This window comes from Bacillus cereus group sp. BceL220 (genome assembly GCF_051776965.1).
Taxonomy (GTDB): Bacteria; Bacillota; Bacilli; order Bacillales; family Bacillaceae_G; genus Bacillus_A; species Bacillus_A cereus.
The window spans coordinates 53,121-79,143 of sequence record NZ_JBPWBC010000008.1 but is presented as its reverse complement, the minus strand read 5'-3'; the positions used below and the strand labels follow the sequence as shown (position 1 = coordinate 79,143).

The window sequence follows — 26,023 nt, the reverse complement described above, 5'->3', positions numbered from 1 at the left end:
TTTGTTTTACACTTTCATACAGACACAATTCAGGTGGATTATAGATGTATGAAAAAGTAAAAGTAATTTGGGGCGTAATCTATCTATATGATAATTTAAAATGAAATATAAGTCTATATCTTTGTTGTTTTTTTGATTATATTTATGTCACTGAGCTCAGAACAATGATGTGGAGGGTAAATATATGAAATCGAATGATGTACCAGTTTTAATTGTTGGAGGAGGATTATCAGGATTAGCATCTGCGCTATTCCTTGCAAAACATAACGTTGATTATTTACTGGTTGAAAGGCACCCGTCTACTGCAATTCATCCAAAAGCAGGTGGAATCACTTTTCGTACGATGGAGTTATTTCGAGAATTGGGTTTAGAACAAAGAATTAGATCAGCGGGTAAAGCGTTAGAAAATTGCCGCGGAAGAATAGCAGTTCATACAATAGCTGAGGCGAATAAGGAAGAATTGGTACAAATGAGGGCGGCTCAGTATGGAAACGATGAAAAGTTACTTCAAAAAATAGAAGAGATTAGTCCATCAAAACAAACCGCTTGTTATCAAATTATTTTAGAAGAGATGATGTTACAAGAAGCGAGAACACTAGGCGGAGAATTATCTTTTTATCATGAATTAGTTTCTTATGAACAAAATGAGCAAGGAGTAATCGCAACGATTCGGAATCGCGAAACGGAAGAAGAAAGTATTATTTATTGTGATTATGTAATTGCAGCGGATGGAGCGAAAAGTAAAATACGTAAGCAACTAGGGATAAGTACGGAGGGACGAGGTACAATCGGTGGCTATTATATGAATATTTATTTTGAAGCGGATTTAAGTGAGTTTATACAAGGAGATGCATTTGGTTTTTCTATGGTACTTCATCCGGAAGTTCTTGGTGCGCTTATTCCAGTTGATAACGAAAGAAGATGGATTTACCATGTATCCTACGATCCATTAAAAGGAGAACGACCAGAGGATTTCACTATAGAACGTTGTAAACAAATCATTCAAACCGCAATTGGAAGCACAAATGTTGAGCCGGAAATAGTAAGTGTTTTACCGTGGAAAGCGGCTGAAAGTACTGCTACAAAATTTCAAGAAAATCGTATTTTTTTAGTTGGTGATTCCGCACATATTATGCCGCCAACAGGAGGGTTTGGTTCCAATACAGGAATACAAGATGCACACAATCTAGCCTGGAAATTAGCGGCTGTTATAAAAGGGAAGGCAAAACCAAAACTGTTAGAAACATATCGTGAAGAGAGATATCCTGTTGCAAAATTAACGACGGAGTATGCGAGTAGTTTGTTGTTCCGTGCTGCAAATAGAGAGGAAGGCAGTTTGAATAATATGGATGGTTTAGCTGTAACTGTCGGGTATCAGTATTGTTCAGAAGCAATACTAGATGAATCAGCCACTCCACATAGAATGGATATCGTAGATTTGAATGGAAGACCTGGAACACGAGCACCTCACTTTTGGGGGATGTATAAAGGGAAAGAAGTTTCTATATTAGACTTATTTGGTAACCATTTTGTATTACTTACTGGAGTAGACAATAGTTCTTGGGCTGAAGCTGTATATGATGTTTCATCTAAATTAGGGATAAATATTAAAGTGTATCGAGTTGGGTTAAGCGGAGATTTTATTGCTCAAGAAAATGTTTTTTGTGAATTATATGGGATAGAGAATGAAGGAGTTGTACTAATTAGACCAGATGGCTTTATTGGATGGCGTTCAGAAAAAGCAGTGGTAAATCCAGATGTAATGCTGGAGGAGGTAATGAGTAATTTATTATGTGATTTTTAAGTAACTAAGGAAGTATTGTCTTTTATAGGACGATACTTCTATTTTTTTGGCTTAAAAAATAAAGATTGTGTAGTGAAGAGACATTATTATTATAAAGATATATGCAAATTAATTCTCTTTCTTTTTTTTGTTATTAGAATTTTTTTAGTTTTTAGTTTTAAGTGTTGACTATTACTAGATTGAACCATTTTTTTATTGTATTATATTTCTTAGGGATTACATATTACGCTAGGGAGTGGGACTGTTTGACTATTGAACCTCTTATTTTATCAAATAAAGAAGTATATGTATTAACTGGTATGTTTGACCGTGAAACTATGATTGGAATTGAGAACCCCTTTGAAAATTGGTCAGATGAAGAAATAGACAAAGAATTAGATGTAATGCACGAGCATTGGACAAACGAAGAACTACTCATAATAAAAGAAGATGAAACATTATGTAACAAACAACTTTTAGAATATTTCCGCATTTGTTTAACTACAGGATTTGTTATTGAAGTACAGATAGGTAAAAACAGCGCTTTAGAAAAAAATATTTTCTATTTTAGTGAAAAAAAAGTTATACAAAATGTAATAACAGATGCTAACGGTGATAAACAATGTACATTTAAAGAATGCGGGACACCAGAGGTAGCTTGGCAATATATATATCAAGCATTACAGCCTAAAAATACTTTCTCTTGTCCAAATTATACATTTAAAATCCCTTCTTCTGCATATAAGGAAACTATTTTAAATCAATCAAACAAGCAATTAGTAGATTACTTGAAACTTTACTTAGATGATGAAGCTTCCTTAGAGTTAGCAAACATTATACATAATCGTGAAGAATTAAATACTGTTCAAGTTCATTATTATATAAAGGACTCATGGTCTACAGATTGTATTCAGTTTTTATATAGTCAAAACCAATATTGGCTAATCCAAAAAGTATTAGATAATGAACAAACACAAACAAATTTTATTTGTCTTGATACCTTTACTCTTACTGAAGAGATAAAAAAGATGGTGCTTTATCTTAAATCATTAGGCGGTGAAACAAGGTGAGCGGTGAAATTAAGGTTACTCCTGCCCATTTAAGGAAACTGGCTTCTAATATAGAACAAACAGCTCATGAGCTATCTGAAACATATCAACGTATCAATCAGCAGTTATTCGATCTGCCTTTCCAGATATCTGGAAGAGATGCTGTGTTAAATCAATCCCAATACGCAGGATCAATGTTAGCTACTATAACGACCGCTTTAAAAGAACATAGTGATTCATTAAGAAAAGCTGCTGATCGTTTTGAGAAGGCTGATCAACAAGAAGTTTCATTTGGAGAAGAAGCAATTGATATAAATTGGTTCGCACCGTTTGGTGGCGATATTGGTGATTGGAAAGATAACCCTGCAGGGTCTGCATTTACTTTACTGGGTACTGTAACGGAAGGTGCAGCTGCCTATAAATTGGCATCTTTACATAATAAAGGCTTGCGTGTAACACCCTACACAGATAGAAAAGGAAAAGAAATGGTAAGATTTCAAAATCGGACCGTACTAAAGGATAAAAATGGACTTAATGTGATAAGGCGTACAAAATTACCTTTAGCCGAAGTAAAGCAAATAGACGATGTAAAAAGACATGTTTTATCACCAAAAGAATTTCTTAAAGATTCATTGAAATTAAAAACAAATGCTTTAGGCTATGCAGCTGTAGGATGGGATGTAATTAATGATACAAAGGAAAATATTGAAAATAAAGCGTCAAAAACTAAGATAGCTGGTGATATTATTGGTGATGCAGCAATTGGGGTTGGTACAACTGCTGTAAGTGCCTTTGCGGGAGCCAAGCTAGGTGCAGCTGTTGGAACTGTTTTTGGCGGTCCAATCGGAACTGTTGCTGGAGCTTGTATTGGCTTTGGTGTTTCTATAGGAGCTAGTATAATAACAGATGGAATTAAGTTTAACAAAGGTGATTGGAATCATGATGGTAAACAGGATTCAATAAAAGATAGAGTTAAATCTGGAATCGGAGCAACTTTAGATAAAATTTTTTAGTTTTTAGGAGAGTAATATGGAAAAATACCACGGAAAAAGCACAGAACAAATTATTCAGAAATTGATGCCTGGCAGTGTAAGATCGAGTGTCGTTATGGTATGGGTAGTTATTAATTTTATGATTTTAACCCCATTTTTATTTCCTCCAACCTTTACTATATACTTATATGTAATTTTACCTTTTCTTTTGATTGCTAATATATGGGGGGTATGGGTATTTTTTTGTAAACCAAATGAGCCAAGGTTGGCACACATTTTATATAATGGATTTATGGGGCTAACTTTTTCTTTTGGAAGCTTTATAGTGATTCAAAAGATTGCATATACTTTTATTGAAATTGAAACACCTCTGTTTTTTATTGTTACTTTTGTGCTTTACATTTTTACAATTTATAAATTGATTTCTATTGGAGTGAAAAGTTTTTTAAGGAGATTAAACAATGAAGAAAATGACAATATAAAAATTTCTCCAATTGTTTATTTATCAGGATTGGGATATGTTATTGGACAAATATGTATAGGTACATTATCACAAAACGGTTTAGCGACGGTCTTAATTTTAGTCTTTTCTTTATTGGCTGTTGTGTCTAGTATATATGGTGTATATATATGTATATATATTGATTTAAAGAGATGGAAAACCAATCTAGATTCCTTAAATTCTTAAAAAAACAATTAATAAGGAGGAGGACATACAATGAATTCGCAACTTTTTCCTATAGGATCTATTGTAATTTTAAAAGAAGGTACAAAGAAACTTATGATTTTTGGGCGAAAACAAAAAGTAGCAACAGATGAGGTAAGAAAATTCGATTATATGGGATGTCCTTATCCAGAAGGCTATATTAATCCAGATTTCACTTATTTATTTAATCATGATGATATTCAAGAAGTTGTTTCAACTGGATATGAAGATCAGGAAGAGCGTACTTTCCAAAAAAATGTATTATCTAAAATAAAATAAGAAATAATGTAAAAAACTGTTTAAACAAGCAGTTTTTTTTACATTATTTCTTATTAGTGATGCAGCAAACGGATCTTTTATTGGAGTGGAATAAGCTTGGATGTTTTTATAGAAATTAATATAGAAACTGATGGAATCAAATTTAACAAAGGTGATTGGAATCATGATGGTAAACAGGATTCGATAAAAGATAGAGTTAAATCTGGAATCGGAGCAACTTTAGATAAAATTTTTTAGTTTTTAGGAGAGTAATATGGAAAAATACCACGGAAAAAGCACAGAACAAATTATTCAGAAATTGATGCCTGGCAGTGTAAGATCGAGTGTCGTTATGGTATGGGTAGTTATTAATTTTATGATTTTAACCCCATTTTTATTTCCTCCAACCTTTACTATATACTTATACGTGATTTTACCTTTTATTTCCATTGCTAATATATGGGGAGTATGGGTATTTTTTTATAAACCAAATGAGCCAAGGTTGGTACACATTTTATATAATGGATTTATGGGGCTAACTTTTTCTTTTGGAAGCTTTATAGTGATTCAAAAGATTGCATATACTTTTATTAAAATTGAAACACCTCTATTTTTTATTGTTACTTTTCTGCTTTACATTCTTACAATCTATAAATTGATTTCTATTGGAATGAAAAGTTTTTTAAGGCGATTAAACAATGAAGAATATAAAAATTTCTCCAATTGTTTATTTATCAGGATTGGGATATGTTATTGGACAAATATGTATAGGTACATTATCACAAAACGGTTTAGCGACGGTCTTAATTTTAGTCTTTTCTTTATTGGCTGTTGTGTTTAGTATATCTGGAGCGTATATATGCATATATATTGATTTGAAGAGAGAGGAAATGGATGGGATGCATAATGGACAAATATAATGGCAACAACATAGTGGATTGTATACGAATATTAATACCATTTGATATAAGGAATGTTGTAGGGGCCTTTATGTGGGTTATCATGAATTTTATGCTACTTATCATTTTATTCATATTTCCACCTTTCAATATATACTCTTACGTAGCCTTACCATTTTATGTGATATGTAATCTATGGGGAATTTGGGTTTCTATTCATAAGCCTCGGCAGCCTCAATTGCAACATTTACTATATTCTGGATTTGTTGCTTTAAGTATTTCATTTTGTAGCTTCATAGCTGTACAAAAGTTAGCTTACGAATTCGTAGAAATAGAGTCACCTTTATTTTTTACTCTATCGCTTATTGCATATAGTTTAATTGTTTATAAATCTGAATTATTCTGGATTAAATATTTTACAGCCCGCTTAAGGGGGACAACTGATCAAGATGTGAAAATTCCTAAAATTGTATATTTTTCTGGTTTAGGTTATATGATTGGTCAAGTTATTATTGGGATTTTGAGCCAAAAAGCTATGGCGATTGTGCTAATCGTTATATTGTCATTTATTTCAGTTGTTTTCCTAGCGCTAAGTACACATTTGTATTTTTACTTTGATTTCAAAAAACAAGGTATTACTTCGCGACATTTAAAAAAATTACATTCTCAAAAGAAGCCTAGACTGTCAAGAAAGGAAAGGAGACAATCCACGGCTGCTTCGGGACATGTAAATATACCACATTCTCAAAAGAAACCTAAACTTACAAGAAAAGATATACGAAATTAAGAATTTGTAATTAAATAAAACCTAGGTTTACGTAAATATCACGTCAAATGATAATAGAATTTTATCTTGTATGAATGGAAATTAAAGAAGTTAGATAGGAATCAGGCTGTACAGAAAAATTCGATAGGTTCAAATACTAATTAGTATGAGATATATAACTTATACTGGTTAAAGCTTCGTCGTACTGAAAAAATAATATTCACAAATATTAATAGGTTTGGTATGATTAATTTCGACAAGTTAATCGAGGCCGGAGATATTTGAGATAAGCCATACATTTATTTAGGGATACAGAAGTGTCCTCTAAATAAATTATGGCTTTTTTTATTGATGAACTGTAATCAATAAGGAGTTACATGTGAATAGGAGGGATATGGAAAATAAATAGTATAGTAATAACATAGGGGAATTGTATTTGTAAGATTGGAATTTTCATATAAGCTTATAAAAATAATGAAAGTATATCTTCTATTTCGTGTAAATCTCATTAACTTGTTGAAATTTGCAACGTAGGAAGGGTTAGAAGGATGAGAAAAATTATTAGCGTTTTAGTTATTTTCTTTATGACGGGAAGTATCTTTGCTGGGGGAGCTGTTCATGCGAAAGCAGAAGGGAAGCATGAATGGAATGCGAATAAGTTTTTAAATATTGCACATCGCGGAGCAAGTGGACATGCACCTGAGCACACTTTTGCTTCTTATGATTTAGTGAAAAAAATGAAAGCGGATTATTTAGAGTTAGATATTCAATTAACAAAGGATGGCCAATTAATTGCAATGCATGATACAGCGGTTGATCGCACTACAAATGGAACAGGCGAAGTACGTGATAAAACGTTAAGCGAAATAAAGAGTTTAGATGCAGGATCATGGTTTAATAAAGCGTATCCAGAAAAGGCTAAGCAAGAGTATGTTGGGCAAAAAGTTCCAACTCTTGAAGAAATTTTTCGAAAGTATGGAAGAAGTATGAAGTATTATATTGAAACAAAATCACCAGATGTGTATCCAGGAATGGAAGAGAAATTGTTGGCGTTGTTACAAAAATATAATTTAGTAGGTCAAAACATGTCTTCTAGCCGTGTTATGATTCAATCATTTAGTAAAGATAGTTTGAAAAAGATTCATAGTATGAATGAAAATATTCCGTTAGTTCAATTGCTTTGGTATTATCCAAATGAAAACAATGAAATTGTCGAATGGTCTGGCATTACACATGAACCGAAAAGTGTAACGAATGATGATTTTCAAGAAATTAAAAAGTATGCAGCTGGTATTGGACCAAACTTACGTAATGATAACGGAGAACTAATTATTGATGAGTCATATATGAAAATGGCTAGGAAAAATGGACTGTTAATTCACCCTTATACAATTAACGAGAAACCAGATATGAGATTGTTAATCAAATGGGGTGCTACAGGAATGTTTACAAATTATCCGGATCGATTACATAGTGTATTGAAGGAAAAATAAGTGGAAAAGGGTATACCAGTGTTTTAGGTATACCCTTTTTAATTTAACTCCCCGATAAACAGAATCTCTTTTTCATAGCATTCATCTTCATCATAAATAATTTCTTGAAAGCGAAGTGTTTGGAAGGAATGATAAACTGAAATTTCCTATGTCTCCCCAAAATCAATTTCATTTGAAAGAAGGATCCATTTTTGACATTCACTATTTCTATTAAAGAAATTATGAAAATAGTCCTCATTTTTAAATATAATGATTTGCGAATCCCACAAATTATTTATAGAAATCAAAACAACAACTCGATATGTATGTGTATCGCTCGGTTTCATATTTATTAAATGATTTGCTTGATTTAATAAGGTTTGAATACACAATCGCTTTACTTTTCTAGGTGTTTTACGAGAGTCAATAAAAGCTTGCGAAACTGGCAATAGCATATTCCAATATTCATCGTTATAGAAAGTAGAAGGGAATGTTTTTGTATGTTCCTCAATTCGCTTTATCATAGTGTTTGTTTTTCGTTTCATACCACGTATTTTCTTTTCACGCATTGAGAGTCATCTCCATAAATTTTTGTAATGCAGCAGAGTGATATATATCTTTTCTAGTAATAAAAGTAGTAGGAACTTTTTTGAAGCTATTTGGTAAAGGATTGAATGATATGTCATGTTTGTGACCATTTAAAATAGACTTCATCATAATTGCTACGCCCATACCTGATTTTACACATGCGAGTATCGCTTCAATTGTTCCAAACTCTAATACTCGTTTAGGTGAAATTCCTTCTTCTTGAAGCCAATCTTCTAATAAATTTCTATAATAGCACCCGTGACTAAATGCAAGTAAATTCATGTCTCCTATGTCTTTAAAGGAAGATAAAGGCTTTTTGCTAATGAGAACTAATTCTTCTTCATGAAATATATTTGTATGAAGTTCAGCATGCTGAGTGGTTCCAGCGATAAACGCCCCGTCTAGTTTTCGTTCTAATACAAGTCTAATCAATTGTTCCGTCGTATTTGATTCTAAAATCAATTCGACTTTTGGGTATTCCTCATAATAGGCCGTTAATATAGATGGAAGTCTTACAGCGGTTGTAGATTCTGTACATCCAATTTTTAAAGTGCCTCTTGGTTCGATCCCATTACTTTGAACTGCTTTAACAGACTGATTCATTAAGTGGATAATTTGTTTGGCGTATGGTAATAAAATCTCACCGTTAGAAGTTAAAGTTACACCTTTTCCGTTTCGGTAAAATAAAGGCACACCTAATTCGTTTTCTAGTTGTTTCATACGCATTGTCACGCCAGACTGTACATAGTTTAAATTTTTAGCTGCGTGAGATATGTTTTTTTCTTTCGTAACTTCGTAAAATACAGTTAAATCTTTTATATCCAAGTATCATCCCTCCATAAAAGGTATCATTTTTTTTGATGGATTATATGATAAATCTTTATTTTATATGATATCAGAACTTTCATACAATGGAAGGGGATGGAGGGATTATTGTGTTAATGGAAGAAAGGATGAATGGTACTTATAAGTGGGTTATGTTAATTTTTGCGACAGTTGCTCAAACAACAGCGACACTTATAACGTATGGTGTTGGAGCATTTGCTTTATTTTGGAAAGAAGAATATGCACTTACGAATACGGAGAGTGGATTGTTAGTAAGTGTTGTAAATATAGGACCGCTATTTTGTATGCTTTTTGTTGGGCGGCTACTTGATCAATACAATGAAAAGTTGTTAATTTCGATAAGTTTATTTTTACTAGGGGGTTCGTTTTTACTGACTAATATGGTCAATGGATTTAATGGGTTACTCTTTGTACTTTTATTAGTAGGAACGTTTTATAGTGTTTCGCAGCCAGGAGGAAGTAAGGTGATAATGAAGTGGTTCTCAAAAGAAAATCGCGGGTTAGCGATGGGGATTAGACAAGCCGGTATACCGATTGGTGGTACATTAGCGGGAGTATTGATCCCGTTTCTTACAATAAAATATAATATGGCCTATGCGGTAAATAGCATTGCATGCATTTGTATAATTGGAGGGTTTTTATTTTTTATATTTTATAAGGAACCATATATTCAAGAGAAAGTTAAACAAGAACGTAGTAAACTTTCTTTTTGGATGCAGTTAAAAGAAGTGATGTGTAAAAAAGAGTTGTATGCAATTTATATAACTGGCATTTGTATGATTTCATTGCAAATGGTGTTAGTTGCACACTTTATAAAATTTTTAGTATTGGAACAATCAATCACGCCAATTTTAGCTGGAAAAGTATTTTCCGTTATGTTCTTTTCTGGAATGGTTGGTAGGGTTATATTAGCAGCTACTAGTGATTTATTTTATAAGGGGAATAGGCGTACCCCCTTATTTATAACTGTTTGTATTTCTATTTTCTTCATTCTAATATTAGTAATGAGCATACATACAATAACGAATGTATTGTATGGCGTAAGTGCATTGTTAGGGTTCTTTTCAATTGGATGGTTTAGTCTTTTTATAACTGAAGTTGCGGAATCAGCAAGTGAAGAATCGGTAGGGATGACAGTGAGTTTTGCACTTACATTAAATCAAATTGCTATTATTGTTGCGCCTGCTTTATTTGGTTATATTGTAGATAAGAAGGGATATACGTACGCGTGGTTATGCATAGTTGTATTACTAACTATTTCAGCGGTTAGCTTATATAGGAAGTATAGAAAATGAAGGAATGTTAGCAATGTAAATTTTTTATGAAGAAAGTCTAAAGAAATGTTGAATGAGCGACATTTCTTTTTTATTTGTTGTATAATCAAAATGTAAATGAGATTCGTTTTCAATTTCGTTCATTACCTCTTTTGAAATTACCTGTAATTTTAGCCATAATTAGCTGTTTTTCTTTATCGTTATTTGCATGATTTATTTTATTTAAAAATTTTTCAGCATCATTTCCTTTTAATACCATAATCTGTTTTCCGTAATATTAAATTAATACCATGTTGTTTTTTATTATCCGATAATGAAACATTTTATCATCTAAACGATTGCGTTTATCGGTATTTTTCATATTACATCTCCATTCTTTTTAGTATGTAACAAATGTTACAAAAGAATTTGAAATTATAGTTTAATGCATCCGATTGTATGTTGGAAATTTTGCAAGAAAGAAATACAATAGAGAGTAGTAAAAATTGAAAATGAGAAAAAGGAATCTAGTTTTAACAGAGTGAATATTAAATAATATTATAATATACTTGATAATTAAAAGATATAAAATAGAATGGATGTACGTTAAGTGAAACTAGATAAAAGAGGGTTCCTAGTATGTTAAAGAAATGGTTAATCGTTTTCTTTATTTTTGCTGTTTTTTGTGGAAGTGTTGTTACACTAATACATGCAAATAAAGGAAAAAAATATGATACAAAGGCATTTTCTAATGTAAATAGTAAGCAAAAAGATGTTAAGCAGGAAGTTGATGCGAATGAGAAAAAGCGTTATGAAATTGCAGCTGGAAAACTAGATCAGTACTTAAAAGATAAAGGATTTAATGGGAGTGTTCTTGTAGCAAGTAAAGATCATGTCATTTTACGAAAAGGCTACGGTTATGCGAATGTGAAAGATCAAGTATTAACAACGCCAAGAACGAAATATCGCATTGGGTCTATTACGAAAACAGTAGTTGCAATATCTATTATGCAACTAAAAGAAAAAGGGAAGTTGAACATTGAAGACAATGTAAATAAATATATCCCATCGTTTCCAGCAGATAAAAATATTACGTTACGAAACTTGTTAACACATACGTCTGGATTACCAGAACAGGGACAAGGTAGTGTTGACGCAGCATCACGGTTAAAATTAGTAACGTGGATTGGGGCACAAACGTTACAATTTCCAGCAGGGACAGGCTGGAAATATACAGATTATAATTATATGGTGCTTGCATATATTGTAGAAAAAATATCGAATAAACCACTTGCTGAATATGTGAAAGAAAATATTTTGACTCCTGTTGGAATGCATGAATCTGGAATGGGCGCAACACTCCCAGAAGATATTTTCTTAGCAGAAGGGTATACGAAAAAAGATAATAAGTTAATAGCCACGCCTCGCTTAAAAATGAACTGGTTGTATGGCTGTGGTGAAATGTATACGACTGTTGAAGATATGAAAAAGTTAGATGAAGCTATTATGGATGGTAAACTACTTTCTAAACAGAGTATATCAGATATGTTTTCTGCATCACCTGCAAGAAAATATGGATTTAGTTTCTATATTTACCCAGATTATTATCATAACCACGGTGTATTAGCTGGCTGGAACACTTTTAATAATTTTAACTGGGATAAACGAACGTTTGTCATATTATTTTCTAACGTCCAAAATGGTATGAATGATGCATTTAATCAAGAATTTAGGAAAATGGCGAATGATTTAATAGAAGGAAAGTAATTATAAAAAAATCGGTATTGATATGTAATTATCAATACCGATTTTTTTATTTTGTAAAGTTTTACTTACTGAATAAAGTGAAACTTTAATCAGCAGGGCCCCACCTAACTTCTTTGCTTTCGCTGAATTTTGAGGTGGGGGTCTTACTGCCCACAAATAGCGGGATAAATAGGTGAAAAAGGTGATTGGCATTTGAATAAATCTAAATAGGTCGTTAAATGCTAAGTAATGCAAAGAACAATTGGTAATTTTTACATTGATAAAAAAGCTTGAGCTTCACACTATGTGAAGCTTTACAGTATTGGAGACAAGAACAGGAGGTTGAAAAAATGAAAAAAGCAATAAAGTTTTGTTTAATAGCTACATTATCTACAACGATTATTAGTGGATGCTCTTTTGAGGGTAACAATGAAAATGTTAAAGGGAAAGAAGGAGAAAAAGTAGAGGTACAGAAAAATGCTGGGAAATATACGATGCCAGATGAAAAAGATAAACATGAAGGTACATGGCTACAATGGCCACATGAATACACATATGGTGAAGAGTATAAGCAGGAAGTTGAACCTATTTGGGTTAAGATGGCAAGTGCTTTAACTGAGGGTGAGAAAGTCCACATTGTTGCATATGACCAGGAAGAAAAAGAAAGAATCAATAACCTTTTAACAGATGAAGGGTTAAATATGGAGAAGATTGATTTCTTTATCTCGCCTACTGATGATGTATGGGCAAGGGACAGTGGACCAATTTTTGTTTATGACAGCAATAAAAATCTCAAAATATTAGATCCAGCATTTAATGGTTGGGGGAAGAAAACACCTTATAAAAATGATGCTCAAATACGTAAGAATGTGAGTAAACAATCAGGAATTGAAAGAATTGATTGGGGGAAATTTGTCCTTGAAGGCGGCGCAATTGAATTAGACAGCAATGGGACTGCGTTATTAACTCGAAGTGCGGTAACGAATAAAAATAGAAATCCTGATTTATCAGAAAAGGAAATTGAAAAATATATAAGTGATCTTGGGGTATCAAACTTTATTTGGTTAGACGGAGTACCTAATTTAGATATTACGGACTTTCATATTGATGGATTTGCTAAATTCCATAATAAATCTACCATTGTAACGATGAAAGAAGATGACCTAGCTGAATGGGGTTTATCCAATAAAGATATGGATACATTGTTAGATGCCAAAAATGCTTCAGGACAGAAATATAAGTATGAATACTTGCCGCTTAGTAAAGAAAAGGTTGCTTTAGAGAATGGAAAAACTCTCGATTATAAGGGATCGTATATCAATTATTATATTGGGAATACAGTTGTATTAGTGCCTAATTATAATGATCCAAATGATAAAATCGCAAACTATACGATTCAGAAGTTATACCCAGATCGTAAAGTAGTCGGTATTGATGTGAGGGAGTTGTATAAAAACGGCGGTATGATACATTGTGTGACACAACAACAACCAATTGCATTGAAGTAATTAATTGTAATTTCGTTGTGCTGCTATATAGACAAAATAGGTGAAATCTTATCTTTACCTATTTTGTCATTCCTTATTATTTGTAAAAATAAAATTTAAATATGATGATAATTGAATTGTAGTGTATGTTCGCTTTTCGTTTTATATGGTAAAGGAGAAAAATGTTTGTGTTAAAGAATTTTAAAATAGTGTTTTCGTATTTTCCTATCGTTTTACAGTACATTTTAAATGTAGCTTTAATTTGCTTAGGGGTTGTTCTAAGTGTGTTTCTTATGAAAGAAGTCATTCAGTTTATACAAGAACTGAAATTGGATGGTAATGAATCTAGTTATCATTTAATTGATAGTATCGTCGTATTCTTTTTGTACTTTGAATTCATCGTAATGATTATAAAGTATTTTCAAATGAATTTTCATTTTCCATTACGATATTTTATATATATAGGTATAACAGCTATTGTGCGTCTCATCATTATAGATCACGATAGTCCGTTAGATTTATTGTTATATGCCTGTGCAATCTTTGTATTAATTAGTGCGTTGTTCATTGCGAATTCTAAAATGATGCGTCGGGATTTAGAATAGTGAACATTTGTTGTTGAATTAAATAAGATATTTTATCTTTTTGCAAAAAAGGAGTAACGGTATTGAAAGAAATAATCTTAACCAGCCTCATAATGATAGGGTTTATGATTCTATTATTTAATTGTATACTTTCGTGATTTAAAAGAATAAAAGGTTAATAGAGAAAGAGGTTTTTGTAAATATGGTTCATTACAATAATCAAAATAGTTTACATTTATAAGTTTTGCATTCATAGGTATTGAAGCAATAGGGGTTGAAATTGAAGATCCCTTTGGTCAGGATCCAAATGATCTTCCGCTAGAAGGAATTTGTATAGGAGTAGAAGCGCATTTAGTGAATTTATATAATCAAAACGATCTATTAGAAGTAATGGGTTTGAATCTTGATAAAAAAATCATTTAATCATTTATTGTTGTTTTAAAATAGGTTATTTAAAAAACTTGTCAAGAGTCAATTTAAGGCTTAACGTCAGCTTTATATTTTTTATATAAATATATAATATTTCTCCATGCTATAATCCATTCATGAAATATACGCGGTTCATGAGTTGTAATGAAAAGAGAAATGAATTGAGGAATAGTTGGCTTTGTGAAATCAGTTATGTAACTACTATTAAAAAGCGAGGTAAATAATATGGAACAAAAACATAATGGGATTATTTTTACTGCAATACCAGACGAATCGAATGAATATTATCAACCATTTTATGAAGACTTGATTTACTTTAATGAATGTTTAAATGAAAAGAAATCAATTGCGGATCAACTTATATCTTTATCTGTTGAAGAACAAGACTTTCATACGAGCTGTTTTGAGTATGATGATATTTGGCTAAGAGATGTTGCACCGGTTGTCACAACTCATCTAGTTAAATTTAAATATAGACCCAATTATTTGCCAGATGATCAGGGGCGATATTTAGATCAACAGTTTAATAAATGGTTGAAAAAGAATGACTTTGAATATGTGAAATCCCCATTAATATTAGATGGTGGTAATCTTATTTGGAATAAAAAAGATACCGTAATATTAACAGAACGTATATTTGATGATAACGATGATTGGACAGAAGAGGAAATTATTGAGCAGTTAGAATGGGATTTAGATGTGAGCCGAGTTATTATTATTCCTGCTGAAGAAGGGGATGTACTAGCACACGCAGACGGAATGGTTAAATTTATTTATGAACATACAATGTTTATTAGTGATTTTTTAGGGGATCATGAATTTAGATATAGTGTTCAAGAGATTATTCAAGAACAAATGCCAGAAGCTGCATTTATAGTTGTTCCTTCATCATATACAGAGAAAGGACAATATGATCAAGAGATAGCATCAGCAAAAGGGTTGTATATAAATATGTTAGAATCATGTGATGCTCTTTATGTTCCTAAGTTTGGACTAGCTAAAGATGAGGAAGTTTTACGATATATTCAACAGTATACGGAGAAGCAAGTTATTCAAATTCATGTAGGAGAAATATCAACAATGGGAGGCGCAATGAATTGTTTAACGTGGTATTGTCCAAGCCATTTGTTACCTTCGAAAATGAGAAGATTGAAAAATCAGAATGAAGATTTTTGATTGGTTTTAATAAATAAGTAATGAAAAGAAAATATATTCAAGGAGTATTGATATGTATACCATCGCTGAGTTTTCTCGGATTTGTAAAATGAGTACGCGGATGTTAAGACATTATGACAAAGAGGAGATATTAAAACCGGCATATGTGAATCCGGTTAATGGGTATAGGTATTATGAACAAGAGCAGCTGGAAGTAGCATTGAAAATAAAAAAGCTAAGGGAGTATAAATTTCCTCTTCCAAAAATTAAAATTGTTTTGCAATCATCGGATCAAGATTCGTTTGTTCAACATATACAATCACAAATTATCGAGTTGTCTCATGAAGTGAAGCAAAATTTACAGGTTATTTCAGAAATGAATGAAATGGTAATGGTGAATAGTAGTCTAAATATTGCTCGCCATAGAAGTTACGATATATTAATGGGAATGAGGAACGAAGTAACGATAATTACTCAAAGAGTAAAAATAGATATAGATGATATAGATGATATAGATGATTATTTTTATGATTTATATGAAGAGGTACAAAAAAATAACTTTCAAATAGTCGGTTCGCCATCTGCAGTCTTTTATGATGAAGAATATATTCCAAGTAACAGTGATATTGAATTAAGAATCCCGGTTATGCAGGGGAATGATGAAGATGTAGTACAAGAATATGAAATGAAAAAACTAAGTCCACATCAAATCGTTACTACTATGCATTATGGAAGTTACGACTATATAGGTTACGCTTATATAGCGTTAGAAGAATGGGTTGAAAAAAATGGGTATGTAATAGTTAATTCGCCATATGAGGTTTATATAAAGGGACCTGAATGTGATTGTTTAGCAGAAGAGTATGTGACACAAATTTGTTTTTTAGTTACGAAAATAGAATGAGAATAAGGATTGACATTAATATTATGTCAATCCTTATTCTATGTACGAAAGCAATTTATCATAATAAAAAGGCGAAATAAAGAGTCACCTTATAAAGTTGCTACAAGTAAATGAAGATATTCCTGTTGACCTTAACACGATGTCAAAGTATAGACTGTACGTACATTCATATAAGGGGTGAACACGTATGAGAAATATAGAAAATAGTTTGTTTTATATGCCTGCGGAATGGGAGAAACATGAAGGTACATGGCTCCAATGGCCACATGATAAAGCACATAGAGGTGAAGGTTATAGAGCTAAGTTAGATGATATTTGGATATCGATGGCAAAGGAGCTTCACTATGGAGAAAATGTCCATATTGTTGTATGTGATGAAGAAGAGAAAATACATGTCCAATCGAAGTTAATGGAAGCTAATGTAAATATGGATAAAATTGATTTCTTAATTCAAGAAACTGATGATATTTGGATAAGAGATAACGGACCAATCTTTGTAACGGATAAGGAAGGGAATCGCTGCCTAACGCACTGGATATTTAATGGTTGGGGAAATAAATATCCGTACGAAAAAGACGCTAATATTCCGAATAAAATAAGTGAAATGTATCGCATTCCAAAAGTTGAATCTAGTGTCTGTCTAGAGGGCGGGGGAATTGAGATAAACGGAAACGGGACCTTAATGGCGGCGAAAACGTCTATTATAAATGAAAATCGAAATCCCACACTAAGTCAGAAAGAAATTGAAATGGAATTAACGAAATATTTAGGAATAACGAATTTTATATGGATAACTGGTATACGCGGAGAAGATAATTATGATGAAGATACGGATTATCATATTGATGGCGCGGCACGGTTTGTAAATGAAAATACGATACTGTATGAATATGATCCTTTCGGTGAAGGAGAGCCATACCTTTTGGAGGCGTACGAAAAGCATTATCAAGAATTGCGACAAGCGAAAAATATAGATGGAAAGCCATTTCAGCTCATTCCAGTACCAGTAACAAGAAAAGTGGTAAAAGAAGCAGACTGTAAGGGTTCATATTTGAATTTTTATATTGGTAATGAAGTCGTATTAGTTCCTGTATATGGTGATGAACATGACAAGTTAGGGCTGCAAATTATTGAAGGTCAGTTTCCAGGAAGAAGAATTGTCGGTATTTATGTGAATGAATTGTATGCGTATGGTGGTATGATTCACTGTGTGACGCAGCAGCATATAGAATAGAGTAATTCAAATGAAAAAGCATGCAGAGCATATACTCTGCATGCTTTTTATAATGCTGAAAACTCCTCAACAAGTTGAGTGAATTGTTTCAATGCACTTTCAATCGGTTCTGGCGTAGTTAAATCAACACCAGCTTTTTTCAATAGGTTTAGTGGATAATCAGAACTTCCACCTTTCAGGAATTCAATATAATTTTTCTGAGCATTCGGATCACCGCTTAATAGTTTATCAGCGATTTGAATGGCAGATGCGAATCCAGTTGCATATTTGTATACGTAAAACGGGCGGTAGAAATGAGGGATTCTAGCCCATCCGTACTTTACTTCTTCATCAAATACAAGTGAATCACCGTTATATTCTTTAAATAGTTTTTCATAAATTTCACTGAAGACTTGTGCATTTAATGGTTTACCTTGTTCCGCCATTTCATGTGTGATTTTTTCAAATTCTGCAAACATAATTTGTGTAAAGAAAGTACCTTTGAATTTTTCAATAAAATGGTTAACTAAATGGTTACGCACGTTCGTTTCTTTTGCTTCTTTTAATAAATAGTGAATTAATAACACTTCATTTACTGTAGAAGCGACTTCTGCCACAAAGATAGAATAATGTGCAGAAATTCTTGGTTGGTATCCATGTGAATAGTGCGTATGCATACCGTGCCCGCATTCATGAGTAAGAGTGAACAGGCTATTTAAATCATCGTGATGATTTAAAAGAATGAAAGGATGAACACCATATACACCAAAGTTATAAGCACCAGAACGTTTTCCTGGTGTTTCTCTTACGTCTATATATCGTTTATCTTTAAAACTTTTTAATGTCTCAATATATTCTTCTCCTAAAGGAGCTAGTGATGCAATCATAATGTCAAATGCTTCACTATATGGGATGTCTTGTTTTGCACCTTCTACTAAATCGACGCCTAAGTCGTATTGTCTTAGTTCATCTACGTTTAATTTTTCTTTTCGAATTTCATTGTATGTATGTAATGTTTGAATGTTTTTTTTCGTTGTATCAATAAGGTTTTCATATACTTCTTTCGGAACCATATCGCCAAATAATGATTTCTCTAGCGCTGATGGATAGTTTCTTAGCTTCGAAACGGTAACATTATTTTTAATAGCAGCGGATAAAGTAGATGCGATGGAATTCTTTAACTGAACATATGGTTTGTAATATGCTTTATAAGCTTCTTTACGCTTTTCACGATTCGTATCTTCTATTAACTTTGCATACATTCCGCGTGTTAAGTTCACTTTTTCTCCATCGTCAGTCGTCACTTCACCAAATAATATATCTGCATTGTTTAACATACCAAATGTGTGCTGTGGAGAAGAAAGAGCTTCACCCATCTGTGATAAAATTGCTTCTTGGTCCTTATTCAATACGTGTTTTTTATAACGATATAATTCAAATAAGTCTTCTTTATAATATTGTAAGCCTTCTGTTTCTTCTATGTAAGAATGTAATGTGCTTTCGTCTATGCTAAGTAAGAAGGGGGAAAAGAAAGATTTAGCTGCACTTACTTTTACGTGTAATTGTGATACTTTATCGACAAGAGATTGCGCGTCAGTATCGCGTGTATCAAGGTCAGATTGTAATCGTGCATAAGCGAACATTAAAGATATTATGCTAGAAATTTCTTCACTCTTCGTTAAATAAGCTAATAAACTATTGCCATCGTGAATATTGCCATTAAACTCGTGTAATTCTTTCGTTAATACTTCAATTTTATGAAAATCACTTTCCCAATCTTCAATTGTATGGTAAATGTCTGTTAAATCCCATTTTTCTATATCAGCTACTTGTAATCGATCTTTAAGTTCTGTCATAATCATTTCCTTTCTAAACATGTAGTTATATTTCTATATAACTATGAAATACAACAAATTGCAAAAAATCCCTGCTGAAAATTGAAAAGCCTTGCTAAAATAACAAGGCTTACATACTTATAGTGTAATTCCGAATTTTGAATGTAAAAGGTTTGTATATTGCATGTCTGTAACGGTTTCTTTCGTTTTTTTACCATTTTTCGCTACTGTAAGGCTATCTTTCGTTAAAGAGGCATGCCCATCTTCAGTTAGTTTTACAATAAGAGGTACTTTATTAAAGGGTGATCCTTCATGTTCAACGATAATTTTTTGTGCTGTATTTGCTTTTTCTTCATCCACTTCTTCTATATAAAATGCATAGCCTAACGTCCAATCATCAGCAGAAGATTGATCCAAGAACTCATTGTTTTTCCGCATCTCTAAAATGTAGTTTCCCTTTTCGGTCATTTCTTTACGAATACGATAATCTCCTGTAACAGAGTGAATGACTTCACCTGAGAAAGGGACAGGGGCAAGAGGTAAGTATGATCCGAATCCTACTTCAATTAAATAAAGTTCATTATGATGTGTTAAAACGGTTGCAATATGGCCAGAATCAACAGCCCATATGGAGTTTGTAGCGTTATAAACTGTTCCTGAAACGAGATGAACATCGAATCCAGAATCTTTCAGGAAGTAATACATAGTAGGATTGAGTTCATAACAAAGACCGCCACGGTTATTTACTAAAATTTTCTCTTTCAAATTTTCTTTTGATATTTCTTTAAAATTCTTTTCGAGAATATTTAAGTTTTCAAAAGGAACAGTTTGTGCCATTGCGTACATAATGTTAGATAAATCTTCAAATGAAACTGTGTCTTTTTCTTCTATATATAATCGTGCGAAAAATTGTTTTTGAAAGTCTGTCATAGAAATCCCTCCGTTATGTTTTTATAGGTAAATTGTAAACAATCTTGAATAGGATGTGAAATTAAAACTACGTTGAATATTTGAAGTGAGATTAAAAATAATGTGGGAGAGTGAGAGATTGCTACTTTACTAACGGTGGAACGAATATTATAATAATTCTGATAAACTATGCAAACGCTTTCTTAGAAGGGGATGGTGTACAGATGTTTAAAAGAGTAACAATAGTCGGATTGTCAGTTGTTATGTTTTTACCTAGTATATATGAGGGGAGTAAAGCATATGCAGATACAGTTAACAATGGAACGTTAATGCAGTATTTTGAGTGGTATGCTCCGAATGATGGGGATCATTGGAATCGTTTGCGTACTGATGCTGAAAATTTAGCGCAAAAAGGAATTACATCTGTTTGGATACCACCTGCATATAAAGGAACTACGCAAAATGACGTAGGATATGGAGCATATGATTTATATGATTTGGGGGAATTCAATCAAAAGGGAACAGTGCGGACGAAATATGGGACGAAAGCACAATTGAAGTCTGCAATTGACGCTTTACATAAGAAAAACATCGATGTATACGGTGATGTAGTTATGAATCATAAAGGTGGGGCTGATTATACAGAAACTGTCACAGCAGTTGAGGTAGACCCAAGCAATCGAAATGTTGAAGTATCAGGTGATTATGAAATTAGTGCGTGGACAGGCTTTAACTTTCCAGGGCGTGGAGATTCTTATTCTAATTTCAAATGGAAATGGTATCATTTTGACGGAACAGATTGGGATGAAGGAAAGAAATTAAACCGAATTTATAAATTTAGGGGCATAGGTAAAGCGTGGGACTGGGAAGTGTCTAGCGAGAAAGGGAATTATGATTATTTGATGTACGCGGATCTTGATTTTGATCATCCAGATGTTGCGAATGAAATGAAAAAATGGGGAACGTGGTATGCGAAGGAATTAAATTTAGATGGGTTTCGTTTAGATGCTGTTAAACATATTGACCATGAATATTTGCGCGATTGGGTAAATCATGTTAGACAGCAAACGGGGAAAGAAATGTTTACAGTAGCTGAATATTGGCAAAATGATATCCAGACTTTAAATAATTATTTAGCGAAAGTCAATTATAATCAATCTGTGTTCGATGCACCACTGCATTATAATTTTCATTATGCTTCAACAGGAAATGGGAATTATGATATGAGAAATATTTTAAAAGGAACGGTAGTTGCGAATCATCCTACACTTGCGGTTACTCTAGTTGAAAATCATGATTCACAGCCTGGTCAGTCATTGGAATCTGTAGTGAGCCCTTGGTTCAAACCGTTGGCATATGCATTTATTTTAACGCGTGCAGAGGGATATCCTTCTGTTTTCTATGGTGATTACTATGGTACAAAAGGAAATAGTAACTATGAAATTCCAGCGTTAAAGGACAAAATTGATCCGATTTTGACGGCACGAAAAAACTTTGCATATGGTACGCAGCGGGATTATTTTGATCATCCAGATGTAATTGGCTGGACAAGAGAAGGTGATAGTGTACATGCTAATTCTGGTTTAGCCACATTAATCTCTGATGGACCAGGAGGGTCAAAGTGGATGGATGTTGGGAAGAATAACGCAGGGGAAGTATGGTACGATATTACGGGTAATCAAACAAATACTGTAACAATTAATAAGGATGGTTGGGGACAATTCCAAGTAAGTGGAGGATCAGTCTCCATATATGTTCAGCAGTAATTTGGTGATGAAAAAGAAGAGGTAGACTGAAATATAAGTCTACCTCTTCTTTTTATATTGTGCATATTTATCCCGCTATTTGTGGTCAGTCCGATTGGTGAGGGCTTATTAAAGTTTCACTTTATTTTTCCTGAATCTTTATTGTAATAAAAGAGTTAGTCGACCTTTATAACAACAAGAGAGGCATTGGAATATATAATGTCACCCGTGGCTTCTCTTATTCGTACTCGAAGAACATCCCCTTGATTTAAAGGTAGTAAATCAGTTCTGGCGGATGTAGCTCTCACCCCAGAAGCACCACCAACTCGCGTTTCAATTGCGAATTGAATGGAATCGTTTATTGTAAGATTTAATATACTAGACGATATAGCTTGTATTACAAATACAATTGAAAAGGATACAGAGTACACGCCAGTGGTATCAATTGTAATAGAATTATTTAATGGATTTAGGGTAGTTCCACTAGCAGGTCCTGGAATGGTAAAATTAATATTTGTATTAACTACTGCTGAAAAACCGATTCCTACTTCAGAAGTTATTGTTCCAAATATGGGAAGAATCCCTAAACCGGTTGCGCCAGTAGGACCAGTTATTCCGATTCCGGTAGAACCTGTACCCCCAGTAGGACCAGTTATTCCGATTCCGGTAGGACCTGTACCCCCAGTAGGACCAGTTATTCCGATTCCGGTAGGACCTGTACCCCCAGTAGGACCAGTTATTCCAATTCCGGTAAAACCTGTCGCACCGGTAGGACCTGTGATTCCAGTAGGTCCGGTGGGTAATGTAAATGGTGGAATTGATGGTAGTGTGGGACCGATTAAATTTGGTTCTAGAGCAGTTCCATGTAAAATACTATATTCTTCACTCATATAGTAAACCTCCTATTATTGCTTGTCATAATTATTAAATGTATCAGGGGAAGGAAATGACATTCGCAATAGCGGAGGCGCTTCTTATAATTTCTCCTCAGCGAATATAGGTCTAATTTAAGAAATATTGAAGTGTAGAGTTGCGTACTACTGAAGTATGGCACCTTTACTTCTCACGTAACATATAGTATGATGATTTCAATAAATTAGATTTCAATGACTATAATATAAATTAATGAGAGGTGCTTTTTGTGAGTGCGGTAGGTATTAAATAGGAAAAATTTAATGAAATAAATCGGATAAGACCAGGGGATTTTTATGTACATCATACCCCTAATTTTGTCATGCATTTATTTCAAAACCTATGAAGATACCTACAATACTTTATAAAGCGTGTAATAAGGGACTGCCATCTATTTTTATGGCTTATTTCCTCATACGTTATTACACATGCCTTGTAAATGTAAAAGCTGCGGTATCCCCGCAGCTTTTTTGTATATATTTTTAATGTATAAAAATGGTAATTAAATAATGTAGAGCTCATTGGAATCTAATGAGTAGGTATCTTCATTTATGATAAAAATCAATCATAGTGAGGAGAAACAAAATGAATACGATGACTTTTGAAAAGTTACAATATAACGAATTAAAGGATATAGTGAAATCTTATTGTGTAAGTGGATTAGGTAAGGAATTAGTAAACAAATTAGAGCCGAGTACGAGTATAAAAGTAGTGAGAAATCGCTTGAATGAAACGACAGAAGCACGAGCTATATTAGATGCAGAAGGGCATGTTCCTTTCTTCGGCATTTCTAATATTGCTAGTACAATTCAAAAATTAGAAAAAGGAATGATTTTAGATCCAGAAGAATTAGTAAGTGTTTCAGACTTTTTACGTGGGTGTAGAAAGATTAAAAAGTTTATGTTAGATAAAGAATTTTTTGCACCAGTATTAGCTTCTTATGCAAATTCAATGACTGAATATAAAAGTATTGAAGAGGAAATTAACTTTTCAATTAAAGGAAATAGTATTGATGTAGCTGCAAGTAAAGAGTTAAAACGAATTCGAAATAATATCGATTCTGTAGATGGGAAAATAAAAGAACGTTTAACGAAGTTTTTAAATAGTAGTGCAAATAAGAAATTCATTCAGGAATTCTTTATTAGTAAAAAGGATGACCGTTATACGATTCCAATTAAATCTTCCTATAAAAATCAAGTTGCTGGAAGTATTATTGAAGCCTCGGCAAAAGGTTCTACTGTATTTATAGAACCGCATACGGTTACGAAATTGAATGCAGAATTAGCAGGTTTGAAAGCAGAAGAAGCGGTTGAAGAGTATCAGATTTTAGCGACTTTATCAGGAATGGTGTTAGAAAACATATATAGTATAAAGATTAACATGGAGCTAATTAGTCAGTATGATATGGTATTTGCGAAAGCGAAGTTTAGTAAATCGATTGATGGAATAGAACCGAAGTTAAACGATCATGGCTACATTCATTTAGTGAATTGTAAGCATCCGCTTTTAACAGGGCAAGTTGTACCGTTACATTTTAAAATTGGTCAAGAGTATCGTAGTTTAATTATTACAGGGCCGAATGCGGGCGGAAAGACAATTGTGTTAAAAACGATTGGATTGTTAACATTAGCTACAATGTCAGGTCTTCATATTGCAGGAGATAAAGGTACAGAAATCGCTATTTTCGAAAATGTATTCGTAGATATTGGTGATAATCAAAGTATTGAAAATGCACTAAGTACATTTTCGTCTCATATGAAAAATCTTTCTGAGATTATGAGGATGTCAAATAATAATACGTTACTTTTATTTGATGAAATAGGGAGCGGTACAGAACCAAATGAAGGTGCAGCACTTGCAATTTCTATTTTAGAAGAGTTGTACTTTGCGGGATGTATTACCGTTGCGAGTACGCATTACGGAGAAATTAAACGATTCTCAGAAATGCATGATGACTTTATGAATGCAGCGATGCAGTTTAATAGTGAAACGCTAGAGCCGCTTTATAAATTAGTTATCGGAAAATCAGGAGAAAGTAATGCACTTTGGATTGCGAATAAAATGAGCGTAAAAGAACATGTACTGAAAAGAGCGAAAGAGTATATGGGAAATAAAGAGTACGCTTTAGAAAAAGTGAATGAAAGTAAAATTAGAAAACCGAAATTTGTACAAGAAAAAAGAGAATCTCATTATGAGTACAAAATCGGCGATCGTGTTAATTTATTGGATCATGATGATTTTGGTATCATCTATAAGGAAAAAGATAATTTTTATAACGTTGTTGTATATTATAACGGTGAATTCGTTGAAGTAAATGTAAAACGTATTACTTTAGAAGTAGCAGCGAAGGAGTTATATCCAGAAGGATACGATTTAAATACACTATTTGTTGATTATAAAGAAAGAAAAATGCAACACGATATTGAGCGCGGATCGAAAAAAGCACTGCGTAAAATTCAAAAAGAAATAAGAAAGAATAGAGGATAAGTTAA

At 32.8% G+C, this 26,023-nt stretch carries 21 protein-coding genes and 4 pseudogenes; 19 read left to right on the top strand and 6 right to left on the bottom strand.

All coding sequences use genetic code 11. The annotated features are described in order from the left end of the window. Nucleotides 1–184: 184 nt before the first annotated feature. The 9 genes and pseudogenes from ACS2FK_RS20545 to ACS2FK_RS20505 all read left to right on the top strand — a co-directional run bounded on the left by ACS2FK_RS20545 (nt 185) and on the right by ACS2FK_RS20505 (nt 7,946). Nucleotides 185–1,804 carry an FAD-dependent oxidoreductase gene (locus ACS2FK_RS20545; RefSeq protein WP_000839990.1) on the top strand — a complete coding sequence of 540 codons (1,620 nt, stop codon included), beginning with the start codon at nt 185–187 and terminating at the stop codon, nt 1,802–1,804. Nucleotides 1,805–2,049: 245 nt separating this feature from the next. Next, nucleotides 2,050–2,853, top strand: coding sequence for a hypothetical protein (locus tag ACS2FK_RS20540; RefSeq protein WP_000151461.1), 804 nt, complete (start codon nt 2,050–2,052; stop codon nt 2,851–2,853). Continuing rightward, the gene (locus ACS2FK_RS20535; protein ID WP_000012250.1) at nt 2,850–3,845 is read left to right on the top strand and encodes a WXG100 family type VII secretion target; all 996 of its coding nucleotides are present in this window, start codon (nt 2,850–2,852) and stop codon (nt 3,843–3,845) included. Before ACS2FK_RS20540 ends, ACS2FK_RS20535 begins: the two co-directional genes overlap by 4 nt. Before the next feature lie 16 nt (nt 3,846–3,861). Then, nucleotides 3,862–4,512, top strand: coding sequence for a hypothetical protein (locus ACS2FK_RS20530; RefSeq protein WP_063548210.1), 651 nt, complete (start codon nt 3,862–3,864; stop codon nt 4,510–4,512). A gap of 30 nt (nt 4,513–4,542) precedes the next feature. After that, nucleotides 4,543–4,809, top strand: a complete 267-nt coding sequence (locus ACS2FK_RS20525; protein WP_001088075.1) for a DUF4176 domain-containing protein — start codon at nt 4,543–4,545, stop codon at nt 4,807–4,809. Between the two features lie 117 nt (nt 4,810–4,926). Continuing rightward, a pseudogene (locus tag ACS2FK_RS20520) lies at nt 4,927–5,046 on the top strand (type VII secretion protein); the annotation flags it as partial. Between the two features lie 16 nt (nt 5,047–5,062). Then, a pseudogene (locus ACS2FK_RS20515) lies at nt 5,063–5,708 on the top strand (hypothetical protein). Then, entirely contained in the window at nt 5,683–6,474 is a 792-nt protein-coding gene (locus ACS2FK_RS20510) for a hypothetical protein (RefSeq protein WP_016512497.1), read from the top strand. The pseudogene ACS2FK_RS20515 and the gene ACS2FK_RS20510 overlap by 26 nt, the downstream one beginning before the upstream one ends. 527 nt (nt 6,475–7,001) lie before the next feature. Then, complete coding sequence (locus ACS2FK_RS20505; protein ID WP_063548208.1) at nt 7,002–7,946, top strand: glycerophosphodiester phosphodiesterase; 945 nt, start codon at nt 7,002–7,004, stop codon at nt 7,944–7,946. A 38-nt stretch (nt 7,947–7,984) separates the two neighbouring features. Here ACS2FK_RS20505 and ACS2FK_RS20500 read toward each other — a convergent pair. Continuing rightward, nucleotides 7,985–8,494: pseudogene (locus tag ACS2FK_RS20500) on the bottom strand (DUF3916 domain-containing protein). Next, nucleotides 8,487–9,338: a LysR family transcriptional regulator gene (locus tag ACS2FK_RS20495; protein ID WP_063548206.1), complete on the bottom strand. Its 852-nt coding sequence runs from the start codon at nt 9,336–9,338 to the stop codon at nt 8,487–8,489. The pseudogene ACS2FK_RS20500 and the gene ACS2FK_RS20495 overlap by 8 nt, the downstream one beginning before the upstream one ends. 86 nt (nt 9,339–9,424) lie before the next feature. Between ACS2FK_RS20495 and ACS2FK_RS20490 the strand changes: the two genes are divergently transcribed. Beyond that, a complete protein-coding gene (locus ACS2FK_RS20490) occupies nt 9,425–10,654 on the top strand; it encodes an MFS transporter (RefSeq protein ID WP_033657483.1) in 1,230 nt (409 codons plus the stop codon). A 109-nt stretch (nt 10,655–10,763) separates the two neighbouring features. On the opposite strand, the gene ACS2FK_RS20485 is transcribed toward ACS2FK_RS20490, so the two are convergent. Beyond that, the gene (locus ACS2FK_RS20485) at nt 10,764–10,892 is read right to left on the bottom strand and encodes a hypothetical protein (protein ID WP_063548204.1); all 129 of its coding nucleotides are present in this window, start codon (nt 10,890–10,892) and stop codon (nt 10,764–10,766) included. Nucleotides 10,893–11,251: 359 nt separating this feature from the next. On the opposite strand from ACS2FK_RS20485, the gene ACS2FK_RS20480 reads away from it, so the two are divergent. From ACS2FK_RS20480 to ACS2FK_RS20450, 7 genes and pseudogenes are all read left to right on the top strand, one after another. After that, nucleotides 11,252–12,379, top strand: a complete 1,128-nt coding sequence (locus ACS2FK_RS20480) for a serine hydrolase domain-containing protein (RefSeq protein WP_000915205.1) — start codon at nt 11,252–11,254, stop codon at nt 12,377–12,379. A 329-nt stretch (nt 12,380–12,708) separates the two neighbouring features. Further along, a complete protein-coding gene (locus tag ACS2FK_RS20475) occupies nt 12,709–13,866 on the top strand; it encodes an agmatine deiminase family protein (RefSeq protein ID WP_063548202.1) in 1,158 nt (385 codons plus the stop codon). Between the two features lie 167 nt (nt 13,867–14,033). Beyond that, the gene (psiE, locus tag ACS2FK_RS20470; protein WP_000916570.1) at nt 14,034–14,450 is read left to right on the top strand and encodes a phosphate-starvation-inducible protein PsiE; all 417 of its coding nucleotides are present in this window, start codon (nt 14,034–14,036) and stop codon (nt 14,448–14,450) included. Nucleotides 14,451–14,660: 210 nt separating this feature from the next. Next, nucleotides 14,661–14,852 (top strand): annotated as a pseudogene (locus tag ACS2FK_RS20465) (bestrophin family ion channel); the annotation flags it as partial. 231 nt (nt 14,853–15,083) lie between these two features. Next, nucleotides 15,084–16,034: an agmatine deiminase family protein gene (locus ACS2FK_RS20460; protein ID WP_063548200.1), complete on the top strand. Its 951-nt coding sequence runs from the start codon at nt 15,084–15,086 to the stop codon at nt 16,032–16,034. A 52-nt stretch (nt 16,035–16,086) separates the two neighbouring features. Beyond that, on the top strand, nt 16,087–16,917 hold the full coding sequence (locus ACS2FK_RS20455) for a MerR family transcriptional regulator (protein ID WP_063548198.1): 831 nt from the start codon (nt 16,087–16,089) through the stop codon (nt 16,915–16,917). 187 nt (nt 16,918–17,104) lie between these two features. Next, nucleotides 17,105–18,151 (top strand): agmatine deiminase family protein, encoded by a 1,047-nt coding sequence (locus tag ACS2FK_RS20450; RefSeq protein ID WP_063548196.1) that lies wholly within the window; start codon nt 17,105–17,107, stop codon nt 18,149–18,151. Nucleotides 18,152–18,198: 47 nt separating this feature from the next. On the opposite strand, the gene pepF is transcribed toward ACS2FK_RS20450, so the two are convergent. Then, a complete protein-coding gene (gene pepF, locus ACS2FK_RS20445) occupies nt 18,199–19,986 on the bottom strand; it encodes an oligoendopeptidase F (protein ID WP_000137534.1) in 1,788 nt (595 codons plus the stop codon). 117 nt (nt 19,987–20,103) lie between these two features. Then, nucleotides 20,104–20,895, bottom strand: a complete 792-nt coding sequence (locus ACS2FK_RS20440; RefSeq protein WP_063548194.1) for an arylamine N-acetyltransferase family protein — start codon at nt 20,893–20,895, stop codon at nt 20,104–20,106. A gap of 203 nt (nt 20,896–21,098) precedes the next feature. Here ACS2FK_RS20440 and amyS point away from each other — a divergent pair, with 203 nt between their 5' ends. After that, nucleotides 21,099–22,640 carry an alpha-amylase gene (gene amyS, locus ACS2FK_RS20435; protein ID WP_063548192.1) on the top strand — a complete coding sequence of 514 codons (1,542 nt, stop codon included), beginning with the start codon at nt 21,099–21,101 and terminating at the stop codon, nt 22,638–22,640. Between the two features lie 155 nt (nt 22,641–22,795). On the opposite strand, the gene ACS2FK_RS20430 is transcribed toward amyS, so the two are convergent. Next, on the bottom strand, nt 22,796–23,509 hold the full coding sequence (locus tag ACS2FK_RS20430; protein ID WP_161518256.1) for an exosporium leader peptide-containing protein: 714 nt from the start codon (nt 23,507–23,509) through the stop codon (nt 22,796–22,798). A 607-nt stretch (nt 23,510–24,116) separates the two neighbouring features. Here ACS2FK_RS20430 and ACS2FK_RS20425 point away from each other — a divergent pair. Beyond that, a complete protein-coding gene (locus tag ACS2FK_RS20425; protein ID WP_001095203.1) occupies nt 24,117–26,018 on the top strand; it encodes an endonuclease MutS2 in 1,902 nt (633 codons plus the stop codon). The last annotated feature ends 5 nt before the right edge of the window (nt 26,019–26,023 follow it).